12 protein-coding genes and 1 tRNA gene are annotated in these 15,889 nt (G+C 41.4%); 5 read left to right on the top strand and 8 right to left on the bottom strand.

Going from position 1 to position 15,889, the window contains the following annotated elements; genetic code table 11:
* Positions 1–44 precede the first annotated feature (44 nt).
* Positions 45–641: a pseudouridine synthase gene (locus NTX44_09485; protein ID MCX6121837.1), complete on the top strand. Its 597-nt coding sequence runs from the start codon at positions 45–47 to the stop codon at positions 639–641.
* Between the two features lie 6 nt (positions 642–647).
* On the opposite strand, the gene NTX44_09480 is transcribed toward NTX44_09485, so the two are convergent.
* From NTX44_09480 to waaF, 8 genes are all read right to left on the bottom strand, one after another.
* The gene (locus NTX44_09480) at positions 648–2,837 is read right to left on the bottom strand and encodes a S9 family peptidase (GenBank protein MCX6121836.1); all 2,190 of its coding nucleotides are present in this window, start codon (positions 2,835–2,837) and stop codon (positions 648–650) included.
* A 177-nt stretch (positions 2,838–3,014) separates the two neighbouring features.
* Positions 3,015–4,364, bottom strand: coding sequence for a diaminopimelate decarboxylase (gene lysA, locus NTX44_09475; protein ID MCX6121835.1), 1,350 nt, complete (start codon positions 4,362–4,364; stop codon positions 3,015–3,017).
* 192 nt (positions 4,365–4,556) lie between these two features.
* Positions 4,557–4,630: transfer RNA gene (locus tag NTX44_09470), tRNA-Arg, on the bottom strand.
* 170 nt (positions 4,631–4,800) lie between these two features.
* Positions 4,801–5,199 carry a cyclic nucleotide-binding domain-containing protein gene (locus tag NTX44_09465; GenBank protein MCX6121834.1) on the bottom strand — a complete coding sequence of 133 codons (399 nt, stop codon included), beginning with the start codon at positions 5,197–5,199 and terminating at the stop codon, positions 4,801–4,803.
* Positions 5,200–5,441: 242 nt separating this feature from the next.
* Complete coding sequence (locus NTX44_09460; protein ID MCX6121833.1) at positions 5,442–6,371, bottom strand: hypothetical protein; 930 nt, start codon at positions 6,369–6,371, stop codon at positions 5,442–5,444.
* A 386-nt stretch (positions 6,372–6,757) separates the two neighbouring features.
* Positions 6,758–7,423 (bottom strand): tetratricopeptide repeat protein, encoded by a 666-nt coding sequence (locus NTX44_09455; GenBank protein MCX6121832.1) that lies wholly within the window; start codon positions 7,421–7,423, stop codon positions 6,758–6,760.
* Between the two features lie 442 nt (positions 7,424–7,865).
* The gene (locus NTX44_09450; protein ID MCX6121831.1) at positions 7,866–10,775 is read right to left on the bottom strand and encodes a lamin tail domain-containing protein; all 2,910 of its coding nucleotides are present in this window, start codon (positions 10,773–10,775) and stop codon (positions 7,866–7,868) included.
* A 326-nt stretch (positions 10,776–11,101) separates the two neighbouring features.
* The gene (gene waaF, locus NTX44_09445; protein MCX6121830.1) at positions 11,102–12,163 is read right to left on the bottom strand and encodes a lipopolysaccharide heptosyltransferase II; all 1,062 of its coding nucleotides are present in this window, start codon (positions 12,161–12,163) and stop codon (positions 11,102–11,104) included.
* Positions 12,164–12,363: 200 nt separating this feature from the next.
* Between waaF and NTX44_09440 the strand changes: the two genes are divergently transcribed.
* The 4 genes from NTX44_09440 to rfbD are packed head-to-tail and all read left to right on the top strand — an operon-like array spanning position 12,364 to position 15,883.
* On the top strand, positions 12,364–13,128 hold the full coding sequence (locus tag NTX44_09440; GenBank protein MCX6121829.1) for a 1-(5-phosphoribosyl)-5-[(5-phosphoribosylamino)methylideneamino] imidazole-4-carboxamide isomerase: 765 nt from the start codon (positions 12,364–12,366) through the stop codon (positions 13,126–13,128).
* Complete coding sequence (locus NTX44_09435; protein MCX6121828.1) at positions 13,129–14,109, top strand: carbohydrate kinase family protein; 981 nt, start codon at positions 13,129–13,131, stop codon at positions 14,107–14,109.
* A gap of 17 nt (positions 14,110–14,126) precedes the next feature.
* Positions 14,127–14,975, top strand: coding sequence for a 2,3,4,5-tetrahydropyridine-2,6-dicarboxylate N-succinyltransferase (locus NTX44_09430; GenBank protein MCX6121827.1), 849 nt, complete (start codon positions 14,127–14,129; stop codon positions 14,973–14,975).
* On the top strand, positions 14,972–15,883 hold the full coding sequence (rfbD, locus tag NTX44_09425) for a dTDP-4-dehydrorhamnose reductase (protein MCX6121826.1): 912 nt from the start codon (positions 14,972–14,974) through the stop codon (positions 15,881–15,883). The genes NTX44_09430 and rfbD overlap by 4 nt, the downstream gene beginning before the upstream one ends.
* The last annotated feature ends 6 nt before the right edge of the window (positions 15,884–15,889 follow it).

Here is a 15,889-nt window from a genome sequence, read left to right as displayed (position 1 = left end):
AAAATACATTAATATTTCTTGTATGTATCTCATCTGAGACATCCGTGGAATCACATACGAAGTCTTACGTCCTCTTTTACAAACCCTACGGCGTTCTGTCTCAATTCACCCGGGAGGCCGGATATTTATCATTAGCCGACTTTGGTCCATTTCCAAAAAATACGTATGCCGCCGGTAGATTAGATGCAGACAGCGAAGGCCTTCTTCTCTTAACGAATGATAATGATATCAAACATCGCATCACTGATCCAAAGTTCGAACACGACCGAACGTATCTTGTTCAGGTGGAAGGTTTTCCGGACGAAAATGATATCGAACGATTACAAAAAGGAATTATGATTGAAGGAAAGCGCACGAAGCCGGCAAAAGCAAAAATGTTAACTCACGAGCCACATATGCCCCCGCGAGCTGTGCCAATCCGTTTCAGAAAAAACGTTCCGACATCGTGGATAGAACTCGTCTTGCGTGAAGGACGCAATCGACAGGTGAAAAAAATGACTGCCGCAGTCGGCCATCCCACATTACGACTTGTAAGGACAGCTATTATTTTCCTCCCCCTCAACGGATTACATCCCGGGGAACATCGCACGTTAACTTCGAAGGAAATTAAGGAGATGCACAAGTTTCTTCACCTCCCTTAATCTCTTTTACAATTTCTCCACAATATAATTTGTAATCATTTCAAACAGATGCAGGCGCGTGTTGCCCCCTTTTAAACTGTGATTCCGATTCGGATAGAACGCGGTACGGAATTGCTTTCCTGCTTTCTCCAATGCATCGACAAGCTGGACAGTATTTTGCCAGTGAACATTGTCATCAGTTGTACCATGAATAAGGAACAGATTCCCTTTCAGTTTATCAATATACTCGAGAGTTGAACTTTCTTTATATCCATCAGGATTATCTTTGGGTAACCCCATGTAACGTTCCGTGTAGATATCATCATAGAATCGCCAATCAGTTACCGGTGCAACTGCAATAGCAGTGCTAAAAAATTCTGCTCCTCTGAGTATGATTGATGCTGCGACATATCCGCCGTAACTCCATCCCCAGATTCCTATTCGTGAAGCATCCACAAATTTCAGACCAGCCAAATATTTTGCTGCTTCAATTTGATCGTTCACTTCCCATTTACCGAGTTGATGATATACAATTTCCTTAAATGCTTTTCCTCGTCCGCCTGTTCCGCGACCATCGACACTGACAATAATATATCCCCTCTGCGCCAGCATGTGCTGCCACAATGCAGTCGATCCTCCCCAAGTGTTCGTTACACTCTGAGAGCCGGGTCCGCCATACACTTCAAACAAAACCGGGTATTTTTTCTGTGATTCAAAAGGAGACGGTTTAATCATTGAACCGTTGAGTTCGGCACCATCGCTTGTTTTAAAAGTAAAGAATTCTGTTGTATTCAAATCGTACTCATTGAGAGAAGGAATCAAATTTTTTTCAATCATCCATTTTGATTTTCCTGTGATGTCGTAAAGTGCTGTTTTCGTGGGTGTCGTTGTATTAGAATATTTATCAATGAAGTGTTGAGCGTCTGGTGCAATATCGATGGAATGTGAAAACCCGTCCTGTGTTAATTGATGCATCGAACTTCCATCCATTGTGACGACATAGAATTGCTTTTCAATCGGTGTTTTTACTCCAGCGGTGAAATAGATCAATTCATTGACTTCATCAATTCCATCAAGAGAGCTAACATCCCATTTCCCTTTCGTCACCTGATTGACCATTTTGCCATTCATATTATAACGGTAAATATGATTGTATCCATCCCGTTCGGAAAATTTTAAGAATTGATTTTTCTTCTTGAGAAATCGGAATTCATATCCTTCTTCAATCCATGTCTTCTCTTCCTCAGTGTGAAGAATTCGAGATTTTCCAGTTTCGATATTACTTAACAATATATCAAGCTTGTTTTGAAGACGATTCAACCGCTGAATGGCAAGAGTGTTCCCATCAGGTGACCACTGTATTCGAGGAACATACATATCATTATCCGGACCAATATCCATCCACGTAATATTTTTAGATTCAAGAGAAACGACGCCAATTTTGACGATGGAATTCGGATCACCGGGTTTGGGGTATTTCATGACAATATCATCATCGTTCTCCGTCATAAAATCTGTCATCTTGAAGTTCGGCACCCTGTTTTCATCAAGCTGCCAGAAGGCGATATGTTTCCCATCAGGCGACCATTGCCATCCATCCGATATTCCAAATTCTTCCTCATACACCCAATCAAATTTTCCATTGATCACATGCTCTGCCCCATCATGGGTAAGCTGTGTTTCGATGCCGGAGGCGAGATCGAGAACAAGTATGTTGTTCCCGCGGACGAACCCAAGTTTTGTTCCATCCGGAGAAAATTTATGATTGAATTGTGATTCATTGACATTTGTTAAGCGAATAAAAGTGTGCTTTTGAATATCATAGAGAAAGTAATTTCCCTCTGGCGTTAATCGCGAGAGGTACTGTTTGTCCGGTGGCGCTGACACAAATAAGATTTTGTCTTCTTGCGAAGACCACTGGTAGGATAAATATCGAAAAGGCGGATCATCTGGATGCAGCTTCAGGAGTGATGCATTAACCTGCAGGGATCGCGATCCATCCGAACACCGAAAAGTGAAAATATTTTCCGTTTGAGTATTTGTATCAAACTGTTGATAAGAGAACTGTGCACCATTCATCATCCAATGAATTCCTGCAACAGACTTTCCGCTGAATTTTGATGAATGAAAAATGTCTTCGACGGTGAGGGTTTTTTGTGAAGGTTGACCATATAGAAAAACAGGTATGATAAAAATCAGAGCATAGAAGCGTTTCATAGCAACCTCAAATGTATACAGTTTTATAATCACCTCGTTCCCAAACTCAGTTTGGGAACGAACAGGATTGAAGCCCTGCCTCATAATAAATATAGAAGCTGAGCTTCCGGGAAAAAAACTCCCAAGCAGAGCTTGGGTGTGAGAAGATTCATTTTAAGATTTTTATTCATCGTTTCGTTAACGCTCTAATCTCGTATCAACGTTAAACCGGTGCAGTATCTGGTCCAAGTCTTCAATACCTTTTGAACACTTAATAAGTTTGCCATTGTGCACCATCAGAATATTTGCTCTACTTCTTAAGCAATATGCTGAAGACATGACATCACCATAGGCGCCGGTATCAAGAATACCTAACACATCCCCCTCTCGAATCTCAGGAATTTCCCTCGGTTGATCTTGCGTGAAGGTATCACCCGTTTCGCAGACATTACCGTCAATAGCATACACGCTGAGAGGACCGTTTGGATTTGATACATTAATTATTTCATGATATGCATGATAGAGTTTTGGCCGAATCAATGTCCCCATACTTGCATCAGTATAGGCATGGAGTAAGCCATTCTTCTCCTCAACAGTATTCACCTTCGTTAAGAGAATCGTTGAATCTCCGACTAAACTTCTGCCCGGCTCGACAATTAATTTGTTTATTGCAACTCCGTTCTTTTCTATTTCTTCACTGATCATCGCGGCATACGTATTAAAGGGAAAAGATTTTTGAGACTCTCTATATCTGATACCGGGACCTCCGCCAACATTGAGATTCAGGTTGGTAAAATTGTGTTTCTTTAATTCATTGATAACTTCAAGAGTATTCTGCAAAGCGATTCTGAAACTATCAACATCATTCCCAAGCCAGCCGGAACCAATATGGATGTGCAGGGTATCGGGATGAAATCCATACTCACGCGCATCCAGAAATGTATCAACAATTTTGTTCTGCTCTATTCCGAACTTTATTGGAACACCCTCTTCATTTTTTGAGCCGGCAGTGATAACATCAGGATTATGACCGGCGCCAACATTAGGATTCAATCGTATGGAAAGATGTAAGCCTTGAATATTCCATTCGTCCCTGTGCTCTCCAAGTTTTTTAAGTTGTGAATTTGAATCAATGTCGATTTTATAATTACCGAACTTCACAAGTTGTTCTAGATCTTCTTTGGAAACAGACGTTCCAGTAAACATGATTCTCTGTCTGGAAATTCCACGCTGTTCTGCAAGAATTGCCTCGTTGGGAGAAACGACGTCTGCGCCCAAACCAAGCATCGCAATAAGATCAAGAATTTGAGGGCAGTAATTTGCCTTTACGGCATAATGAATATCGACAATACCTGTATAATTTTTTGTGAAAGCTTCCCTGATGAGTCTCGCTTTATCTTCAATTCTTTTTCCGTTCGTAAGATATAAAGGAGTAGAACTGGATTTTGCCAGCTCATCTAGATCGCATTCCGTATACGAGCGGGACCACACCTTGTTGTTTCTCACATCAAAACCTTTGAAAAACCACCAGTATTGCCGATCAGCCATAAATATTCGTTCTCTTTGATTTCTTTTCAGCATGTATAATGTTTCATTGATGTTTTAATATAGTATATCGCAACCAGAGAGACAATATTGGGAACGATAGTAGAGACACAAAAGCCTCCATCATTGGAGGCTCCTGTTCATCGCTGAAAGTTTTTAAGATAGCTCGATCTCTAAAACCATGATGAGATCGTGTGACCCCGGCGTGACTCGAACACGCGACCCACAGCTTAGAAGGCTGTTGCTCTATCCACCTGAGCTACGGGGCCATGGAATTTTTGTGATCCTTAGTTATAGTACGGAAAATTCAATTTTGATTCAACGTCCACCATCGATCCATGAACAAGAAAGGCTTAGATTTCTCCAAGCCTTTTCAAACTCCACCGACACCTTTACCCTAGCAATCTATCTATGACAAGCGGCCATAGATATATTTTTTTTACAGAGGTTTGATATCCTTTTCAACAAATGAAATATAATCTTCGGTCGTTTTCGCCAGGCGTTCGGCAAGATTGATGAGTACTTTTTTTGTTACATCGGGATATTCTGTAATGAGCTGATCTAGAGGCATATCGAAATGCACTGCTTTTGTTGTCTCGAGTGCAACAAGCGAAACAGTTTGTGGAGTATTAAGGATAAAACTCAATTCACCGAATACGACTCCGCGCCTACTTAATTCGGCCACCTGCCGGTCGTGTTTAATAACACCGATTTTCCCTTCCAACAATATATACCACCCATTCGATTTTTCTCCCTCGGTGCTAATTTGCTCTAACTCTTCAAACGTGCGAATGTTACTGGAATATGATGTTATATTATTCTCTATAGAATTATCCACCGTGGTTTTCTCCTTATAGATTTAGTATTGAATATATGTTAATCATTTCAATATAATAAATCTAATTGAAATTACCCTCACAATTCACTCATATTCGTAAAGAAGCCAGAATTAATTTGACCATTTCTTCATCCTGAAGCTCTTTCATACGTCGTAAATGCCCTTCAGGGCAGGTCTTGCCGCCGATATGAGAACACGGCCTGCAATATAAATCCTTCCGCTCCAGAACGATTTGCTCTTTATTACTTTGATATGCCATTATATACATCTATTCCGTGTTGCGTTGCAGAAAATATATTCTTACCAAGTACTGTTAGAGCATTGACGACTGTATTATTAGCTCCAACTTGAATCCAAAATAATCCAGTATTGTCAATTGACTGATATATTCCATCGCTTTTATCGATATCATTTATTGTATAACCTGTTCCGGCAACAATACTTACTCCATCAGTTGATAACGCAGTAAATTCCTTATCTGACCTTCCTACTATATTCCAGTTTATTCCATTATCAGACGTTCTAAATAATCCGTTACGCGTACCGGCAATAACACATCCTGATTGAGTTACTAAGGCATTGATGTATGTATTTGTCAATCCATTATTTGCTTTTTTCCAAGCTGTGCCGCTATCTTCCTTAATATAAACTCCATCCGGTGTCCCTGCGAATATTTTTCCGTCCATTGAAGCAAGAGCACGTATATCATTATTAGTTAATCCATTACTAATTTGCTTCCAACTATTTCCATTATTTGTCGATAAAAAAATACCATTGGTAGTCCCCGCAAATGCATTTGCTCCGGATATTGTAAAGCTGAGCATATATTTATTAGTCAAGCCATTATTAACTTCTCTCCAATTTGCACCATTATCAGTTGAACAAAATATTCCATGTCCCTGTGTACCCGCCCAAATATACATCCCCGAAGACATCAAAACTCCAATATCTTTATTAGATAATCCTATCGGCTCCCAACTTTCACCATTATTAGTTGACAAGTATATTCCGCCTCCTCCTGATGTACCAGCATAAATGCTTTTTTCTGTTACTACAAGCGATGTGATATTCCCACCATAAGGGCCGATTGTTTGTACCCATTGAGCGTTCATTAGAACCGTTGTGGCAATTAAGGAAGTTATAAACTCGAGAAGGCGTAAGAAATTATTCAAAAAAATTTTTCCCTTGAATTAGTGAAACCAATAGCTAAATAACAAATAGAAATTAAGTTGTTCAATGTTTTTGATCTTATTTGATTCTACAGATTTGTAGCGAAAAATTCAATATCTAATAGTTTTTAAACAGCCATTATTCTTTCATTTTTGCATTATAGGCTATCTTCTTAGTCTAAGGATATAGAAATATTGTTTAATACCGAATGCAAACTCTCAGGCTGAATATGATTACGAATTAAGAAAAATCCTCGATTGTGCTAACAATCAAGGATTTGCAACTGTACGTTTGTTTAGGAGGGAATAGTACAAAATTAAAATTATGTATTATACTGTTTTTTGTGTCAGCGAATTCCTTCCAGAAAATAAACTCAGTTATTCCATCTTTACTTGGTTGTATCAACACTTACATTTCCCTTGGTTGTATCAACATCTACTTTGCACTTATCCAAAAGCTCCTGAGGAACATCATGACCTCGCATTGTTGCCCTATTAAAATCTTCCAGTGCTTTGTCCTTTAGATTAAGCCCCAAGTATGAAGCCCCCCTGTTGGCATAGGCACCTGCATTATCCGGATTGATACTGATTGCCCTATTATAATCGAGAACGGCTCCCAGATAATCCTTAAGTCTTTCCTTTGCGTTCCCTCTATTGTTGTAGGCGCTTGCATTATCTGGCTTCAGCTTGATTGCCTTCGTCCAGTCGGCAATGGCTCCCTGATAGTCTTCAAGACCAGATTTTGCAATTCCTCTGTTGTTGTAAGCTTCTGCAAAATCCGGCTTCAATTTAATTGCTTTGTTGCAATCGGCAAGAGCTCCCTGAAAGTCTTCAAGGTTAGACTTTGCCAGCCCCCTGCTGCTGAATGCTAAATAAAAATCCGGTCTAAGACTGATTGCCGTATCGTAATCGGCAATGGCTCCCTGATAGTCATTATGGTAATACTTATCGAGCGCACTTTTATACCAATCGGTTGCGCTTTTCTGTGTCTGAGATAAAGAAATTTGTTGAAGACATCCAAATATCAAAACAAATGTAATTATTTGTCTTTTCATTGTTATTCACTCCAATGTTTACCACGGTTAAATATTTCTTCTTTATTTGATTTAGGCTCACCAAGAGCTTCTTAAAACACCGAGGCATCGTACATCTCTATGAAATACGGAACTCTTTGTTTGGTGATTTTACAGAAACCATTCATTTGAATTCTACATTTATTAGAATATATAGTACGGAAAATTCAATTTTGATTCAACGTCCGTCATCGATCCATAAACAAGAAAGGCTCAGATTTCTCCGAGCCTTTTTTATACTATTCCTGCATCTTGAACCTCAAATGTATCTAAACCTAGTCAAGGTTCCGGTTTGGTAATCACTCCCGTTCCATGTTGCAGGTGGAAACTTTTGAGTCTCTCAGTCATCCACGTGGATTGATAGTGTGGATCCATTACAAAATATTCCTCAACCTGGATTCCCGATTACATCATTCGGACTTCTTTATTTCGTCATCAGCATTTTGTGCGTGATGCGCTGATTGCCGAATTCTAATACGCAGAAATACAGGCCTGTTGCCATACATGACGCGTTAAAAGTCGTCTCATAAAGTTTTCCCGCTTTAGCTACACCATCAAATAGTGTCATTACTTCCTGACCGACGACATTATATACACACAGGCGTACATTGCCATTGACAGGAACCGTAAACTGCACCTTGGTTGATGGATTAAATGGATTCGGAAAGTTGCCAAAGAGTTTCAATTCTTTTGGCATGCTCATCTCGAGTTCAGTGCTGCTCGAATATTTACATGCACCGCCGTTATCGATTTGTTTGAGACGATAAGCATACTTCCCCGATGACAGATTACTATCTGCATAGGTATAAGCGTGTACGGAGTTGCTGGTTCCAGCTCCTCTTACAAACCCAACTTTCTGCCACCCGTTTTCTCCAATCTCTCGTCTTTCTATCTCAAAACCATAGTTGTCTGTTTCTGTCGCTGTGATCCACTTCAACTGGGCACTCATCTTCTGAGCAACCGCTGCAAAGGAAATCAATTCAACGGGAAGAGGCGAATTAGCAGTGAGATTTGATTCAACGTAAAAATCGAGAGAGTTATCATCACCATCATAACCATTTGCGCTTCCATAAACGTTTGTCCCTGCGTTACTTTTTCTTCTGATGCTTGACGTATTGCTTGGTGCGTAAGCATACCCTGTTCCTTCGTAGGCATTTGCAGAAGAACCATAACCAACAAAATCAATCACCGATGATCCAGAAGGAGCCTGAACCGTAAAAGCCGTCGTTGAATTGGATAATACGACTTTTCCCGCAGTGCCATTCATATTAATTGAACCAGTTACTATTGGAGTATGAGGAAGTACCGTCCCAACAGCACCACCGGTCCCTTCTTGAATGAGGTAATAACTGTTTGCCAAGATACTTCCACTTAAATTAGTTACCTGCCAGGTCGTCGTCGTCGATGCAGCGGAATTATATTGCACAGACCAACCTGTTAAATCTATCGAAGAAATAGTCGGATTATATAACACAATATAATCGTTCGTATATGGTGCACCAGAATTTCCGCCACCGCCATATATCTCAGCGATCACGACATGATTGGCAACAGGAATATTCAAGCATGAAATACTACCTGACACCGCACTCGTTAATCCGGACGCTGCGGCTGTTATGACAAATGATTCCACAGTGTTATAGGCAACGTCAGACCATGAATAAACACCGGATGACATTGATTGTGTCAGACTTGTTGCTGAAGTAAGTGTTCCTGTTCCGGTTGTTCTAGTTAATGTTATGGAATGAACAGCGTCAAGATCCGTATTATTATTTATATCCGTGGCTTTTATTTCAACAATAAAAGGCACGTTTATATAAACACTGGCAGGCGGTTTATTTGTGGTATTGACTAACCGAGTTGCAGTGACTTCAATTTTATTATTATCTCCAATAATTGAACTTGCGGCCCCGCCCGCATTCGAAGTAGCAAACAGTGAGCCGGTTAAATCAGCAGCAGCACCGCTCACTGTTAATTGAATTTTTTGATTGTCGGTTACAGTAGTATTTAAACTCACTCGTATGCTAAAATCCTTTGTGCCTCCATCGACTGCAGATATCGCAAAGCCGGAGAATGTGACCGAAGAAGCTCCCGCTGCTTCTGTTCCAACTTCTGTTGCCCCGTCATATAAAGCAATTCTCCGTATAAAAGAAAAATTAGTAATATTAAATGTGATGGAATTTAAGATTGTTCCGAACGAATCTCTCTCAGCGGATGCACCGCCATCACGGATCGTGAACTGAGCAATTTCAATATCACTGCTTCCGCCGACTATATCCGTCGCCTGGTAATTCTCGTAAGCAATATTTGTAGGATACGTGAAACCTGTATTTTCAATAATATCAGAAGTGTTTATATTTATCCCCGTACCGCTAAGAGCAATATTCTGTGTTATCGCACCAGTACTAGCATTTGTTATATTGACTGACTTCACTCCAGTATTCAAAGGAGAAAACCGTACATAAATTGTTGTGGTCGAAACGATCCCGCCGGCTTGAGTTAATGTGATTGGATTTGTTGAAAATCCCGAGCCGCTTGTCTGCGAAATTTCAAAATCTGTTGGAGAAGTGACAATGATATCATCGGTAAGATTTGTTCCTGAAATTGTGTAAGACTGTTCTGCAGAATGATTGCCTACAATAATATTTCCGAAGGAAGAAAGTGTCCCAACAGTCGATATCACTGGAGCCGAAGAATTTGTCACAGTTCCACCAATTGTAAGACCATTTTGACCGGAAGTTGACGAGTAGAATCCCCACCCACCAGTTGTCGTTTGTCCGCTTGCATAATAACGAATCGTAATAGTCGTACCAGCAGCAACATTTTGTAATGCAGTGATTCCAGATAAATCGATTTGAGCCATCGTTAACGGAACTGATCCAGAAAGGTTGAAGGATGAACTTATCAAGGTGAAGTTCGTTCCATCTACGCTATAGGCGAATTGGGATGTCACTCCTGAAGAACCTACAAATGTTTGTGTACCGCTATATTTTGCATCGATTGTCAAGAGAGAAACGGCATATCCTGAAACAGCTGTCAGTGTGATTTGAAAATAATCTGTGTTCGAAGAAGAAATGCCTTCATTTTTGAATCCCGTGGTTCTGAAAGAATTACTCGCGTTACTCCAAGACGCGGCAGCTCCGCGAGTAATATTGTTCGCCCCTGAAGTTGAAACTAAATGAGCATCAAATGTCGTCGCCGCATATGTTGGAAGCGAGGTGGTTCCCGCACCTGTAAAATCCCAAGCAGCAATCTGACCCCATGCCGTCGCAGTTCCGCCAATCAAGCAGAATATAGCAACCATGGCCGTTAGCACATGTGTCTTTGTTTTCATGATATCCTCCCGAAAAATATTGTTTGTGGTAGTTAATTAAGTGAAGAAATATTTTGCGCACATTATCCCATCGTACCGTACGCTAAGGCACTCCATTTCAGAACGCAGGAGGGCCTTCTCGCTTTTTTTCCGATAGCGAATTGTGAAAAATGGATGTGAAAATATTTTATGCCGTTAATGTGTACATCCTTCAAGCCTCCTTGCGGATGTACGGTACTTCTTGAATCTTATAAGCCTCGGAACACTCCCTTCCCGTAAATCAATAACATCTTATCGGGATCTTCATATACGAAGGAAAAATATAATAAGTTTTCTCAAAGTGTCAACTATTTTTTTAATTTACGAAAGCCTAAGTGTTGTACCGCATCGGCTACTTCTTCCATCGAAATTTCTTTCATGCATCGAAAATGCCCTTCAGGGCAGGTTTTGCTGCCTATATGAGAACACGGCCTGCAATACAAATCCTTCCGTTCTAGGACGATGTGTTCGTTGCCTACCGGAAAGAAGCCGAATTCACGAACTGTCGGACCAAAGATCGCTACTACCTTTTTCTTCATTGCAGATGCAATATGCATCAGACCAGAATCGTTCGTCACGATGAGAGTGCATGCTTCCATCACAACCGCGCTTTCCAGCAGCGATAATTCACCGCTGAGATCTGTTGCACTGCCTTCCCCCCCTAATGAATTTATTACATAAGCGATGGAAGAACATTTTTCTTTATCTTGAGATCCGCCAAAGAGAAGTATCTTTGCGTTAAAATCCTTCGATAACTTAATACCCAATTTTTCGAAACGCTCTTGCGGCCAGCACTTGGTTGTGTGCTTTGCTGAAGGACAAAAGCCGATCATCGTGCCAGACTGATGAATTTCCATCTTTTTCATTTTGGCTGCCGCTTGGGCACGGATCTCATCTGAAATATACAACTCAAGACCTTTACCATCATTTTCAATCCCATACTTTTGTACAGGCTCTATGTATCGATCGACAACCGAGACCACACTTCGATAGAAATTCTTTTTCAATCGAATGAGTAACATTCTAGCAACTATCCGCTTATAGATAACGACAATATCATTCGCCCCCAGTATCCATCGAAGATACCGACTTCGTAAACTATTATGGATATCTATGACAAGATCGTAGTGCCCCGCACGAAGTTGATGTTTAAGCTTACGCAGCCCGGACAATCCAGTCTTTGCATCAAATTCATATATGTGATTGAGATTTTTATTATGTCGGACGAGTTCAGCGTATTCCTTCCGCACCACAAAATCTATCTGAGAAGTTGGTAAGCGAGAGTGAAGCACGCGTAGTAACGGCGCAGCGAGTACAATATCGCCTATGGAGCTGAATCGAATGATGAGTATTTTTTGAGGAATAAGCATGCCGTGGAGAAAATACAATGTTTTTGATGGAGGTGCAAACTTTCATCTTCTGAATTGCTACTATCGGCACAATTGAATATTTTTTGATATTCTTTTTTACGTTAATTATGTTTCTTGAATATCGCCGATTTTTTCTGCATTTTAATTCTATAACCGTTTTTCCTTGATAGTTGGAAAGTTTTTTTAAGAAAAGCGATAAGATGACACTTATTTATCCTGCAATCGAAATCAGTCACAAATGCTGTGTCGAATTTGTTCATGGCATTTCGGGATCAGAACATATATACTCTGTCGATCCGGTTCAATTGGCTGTGATGTGGCGAGGTGAGAACGCCAAGACACTTCACGTGGTCGATTTGGATGGAATTGCTGAAGGACGAATTGTGAACGAAGATGTGATCCGGAGAATGGTGAAAGCGGTTGATATCCCCATTCAAATGGGCGGCGGATTACGATCGTATGAGGAAATTAAAAAAGTACTAGACCTCGGTGTTTACCGCGTCTCAATTGCTACTGCAGCCGTGGAACAGCCTGGTTTAATCGAGCGCCTATTAAAAGAATTCGGCACTCGGAAAATTGACATTGCTATCATCTCGGAAGGTGGAAAAGTCTCCATCAAAGGCGGCGCAACGCCAACAGAAATCTCGCCGCTTGAGCTTGCATTGAAAATGGTGCGCATCGGTGTATCACGAATTCTCTACGGTGAGCGTGAAGACGGTGATATGGACAAATCATTGCCATACGATACACTGAAGGAACTTGCGATAAAGACCAGAGTTCGAATCACAGCCCGCGGAGGCGTTTCCGACTATAAAGATCTTATGCGCATTCAGGAACTGGAAAAATACGGCGTTGATTCGGTCGTTATTGGGAAGCCATTGTACGAAAATCGTTTTCCATGTCAGGCACTTTGGCGTATAAACGAATTAGCGCTCACGGATCTTGGACCAACACGAAGAGTATAAATGACCATCACAATTATCGGACATCTCTGCAAAGACATCGTCCATTTACCCGGCGAAAAAGATATACAAGAGGAATCATTTGGCGGAATAATGTTCACATTACTTACTCTTGCCAATTTGATGAGTGAAAGGGACTGTATTCAGCCGGTTTTTGGAGTTGGACAAGCTGACTATGAAGCATTGATGGAACAATTAAAACCGTACAAAAATATTGATGTAAGCGGGATTTTTAAATTCAAAGGTCCCACGAATCAGGTACAGCTCTTCTATCAGAATGACGGTCAGACACGAATTGAATGTTCAAAAAATATTTCTGCCCCGATTCCATTCAATCGCATCAAACCGTACTTAGATGGTGATGGTGTGCTGATTAATATGATTTCGGGAGCGGACATCACACTTGAAACGCTGGGATATATTCGGATGGAAACTCGCGAGCAAGGTATTCCGATCCATTTTGATTTCCATTCACTCACACTTGGTACAGACCAGGAATTTAAGCGCTTCCGCCGTCCCATTACCGATTGGCGGCGATGGTGCTTCATGCTGAATTCGATTCAGATGAGTGAAGAAGAAGCGCTCGGATTATCAGCAGAGCGATACGACGAGAAAACGCTTACCAATCATATGATGCCACTCATGGTCGAGACACTTCTCATTACACGAAGCGAGCGCGGAGTAACTGTGATTGTACAGGATATCCATAAGAAACTGACGCACAAGGACATAGTCGGTGTTTCTTTCGGCACTGCAATAGATGCGACTGGATGCGGCGATGTATTCGGTGCGGCATTTTTATATCAATATCTAAAGTCCAAAGACAGTTTTATTGCTGCAGAGTTTGCAAATAAAACCGCCGCTCTGAATGCAACATTCAAAGGTACAAAGGAGCTGGAAGGATTGCGCGTGAAATTGGAACAACTTGGAATTATTCCTTCTAAACCGGCAACGAATGGAAAGAACACCAACGGCATTCGGTAGCCGAGGAGATTGGTACTATGATTCTCAAAGAGCGAATTGAATTATACTATCCGCAAGATATTGACAAAATAGACCGGCATGAGGCGATTCAGACTTTCAATGAGTTTAAATTCTTTTTGAACAACGGAGATATCCGTGCTGCATCACCTTCAGTGAACGAAAAAAATAAATCTGGATGGATTGTTCATGACTGGGTGAAGAAAGGAATTTTGCTCGGCTTCCGGCTTGGTGAACTTGCAGATGTATCAATAAACGAGCATTTTAAATTTTTTGACAAGAGTACATATCCGCTCAAGAAACTTACGCTCGAACATCAAGTGCGAATCGTGCCAGGAGGATCATCTATTCGCGATGGAGCGTACGTGGCACCGGGTGTGGTGATTATGCCTCCAGCGTACATTAATGTGGGCGCGTATGTGGATAGTGACACTATGATTGATTCTCACTCGCTGGTCGGATCATGCGTACAAATTGGCAAGCACGTTCACGTAAGCGCCGCCGCACAACTAGGCGGTATGATGGAACCGATCGGCGAACTGCCCGTTATCGTTGAAGATGATGTGTTCATCGGCGGGAACACTGGCATTTTTGAAGGTACCATTATCAAACAACGAGCAGTTATTGCCGCGGGTGTGATTCTCACTGGCTCCACTCCTGTCTATGATTTAGTGAATGAAACTATTTATCGCCGGACAAAAGATGCACCTCTCATCATTCCTGAAAGTGCAGTCGTCGTTCCCGGCAGCCGCGCCATCGATACGCCCTTTGCAAAAAATAATCATCTCGCGCTCTCTACACCAATCATTATAAAGTATCGTGACAGCAAATCAGATGCGGCGACTGCATTGGAAGAAAGTCTTCGATGAAACGTATTCTAATCTGCGGCGCAAACGGATTACTCGGCCAGCGTCTTTCACTCATGCTGAGCACACAAAATGATTATGAAGTTTTAAACACCTCAGTTGAACGCTCGTATGTGTTCGACAACAAATTATTTGATTACAACCAGCTCGATATAACGAATCGCAGTGATGTGAAAAGCCTTATATCGAGTTTCCAGCCGAATGTAATTTTAAATGCAGCAGGCGCCACCAATGTCGATTGGTGCGAATCGAACCGTGAAGAGGCATGGAAAGTCAATGTCACTGCCGTTGAAAATCTTGCAGATGCATCGCGTAAGGTTGCTGCTCAACTTATTCATGTTTCTACAGATTATATATTCGACGGTAAAAACGGTCCGTACGATGAAACAGCGAAGCCTCATCCTCTAGGATATTATGGTAAGACGAAACTCGCCAGCGAGAATGCGATCCGAAGTGCGACGATTCAACATACGATTGTACGAACACTTGTTTTGTATGGCAGCGGAATCGGCGTGAAAACGAACTTTGCCCTTTGGGTTGTCAATAGTTTGAAAGCCGGAAAACAAATTCAAGTTGTTGACGACCAGTTTGGCAATCCGACGTTTGTTGGCGATTTGGCAATCGCAATGATTAAAGCATTTGAGCTGAACCGCGAAGGTATTTTTCATGTCGGCGGCGGCGATCAATTGAGCCGTTACGATTTTGCGCTACAAGCAGCTGAAGTATTCAACCTCGATGCTTCATTGATTAAGCGGATCAAGACGATCGATCTTCTACAAGCTTCACCGCGTCCAATGGTATCCGGTTTCATAACATTGAAAGCCGAAACTCAGCTTGGCATGCGTTTCCTCACCGTAAAAGAAGGATTGACGCTGCTCAAACATGAACTTCGATGCAACGGCAGAAATTGAATAATA

The organism is Ignavibacteriales bacterium (assembly GCA_026390575.1).
In the GTDB taxonomy this organism is placed as follows: Bacteria; Bacteroidota; Ignavibacteria; order UBA10030; family UBA10030; genus Fen-1298.
The sequence above is the reverse complement of the archived record's forward strand: the minus strand, read 5'-3'. Positions and strand labels throughout refer to the sequence as shown.